This is a genomic window from Benzoatithermus flavus, from assembly GCF_037908215.1.
Taxonomy (GTDB): Bacteria; Pseudomonadota; Alphaproteobacteria; order Geminicoccales; family Geminicoccaceae; genus Benzoatithermus; species Benzoatithermus flavus.
Genome location: NZ_JBBLZC010000102.1, coordinates 1 through 313, shown reverse-complemented (window position 1 = coordinate 313; position 313 = coordinate 1). Strand labels below are relative to the sequence as shown.

General features: G+C 70.9%; 1 protein-coding gene. It reads left to right on the top strand.

Translation table 11 applies throughout. The features are described 5' to 3' along the window. Positions 1-313 (top strand): transposase (locus U1T56_RS24300; protein ID WP_418162057.1); only part of this gene is annotated, 313 nt, incomplete at both ends.

The window sequence follows — 313 nt, the reverse complement described above, 5'->3', positions numbered from 1 at the left end:
GGGGGGCTCTCGCCAACGCCATAGGCCGCTCGCGCGGCGGGCGGACCACCAAGCTCCACGCCCTGGTCGATCAGCGTGGACGGCTCATCGCCTTCATCGTCACCGCAGGACAGCGCGGCGACGCCCCCGTCGCCCACGACCTGATCGCCATGTCCCCCGCCGCGAAGACCCTGGCCGCCGACCGCGCCTATGACAGCGACGCCCTGCGCCACCAGCTCTTGGCCCGCGGCATGCGTCCGGTGATCCCCAACGCACCCTACCGCAAGCGCCTGCATCCCTTCGACAGCGAAGCCTACAAGCGCCGCAATCTCGT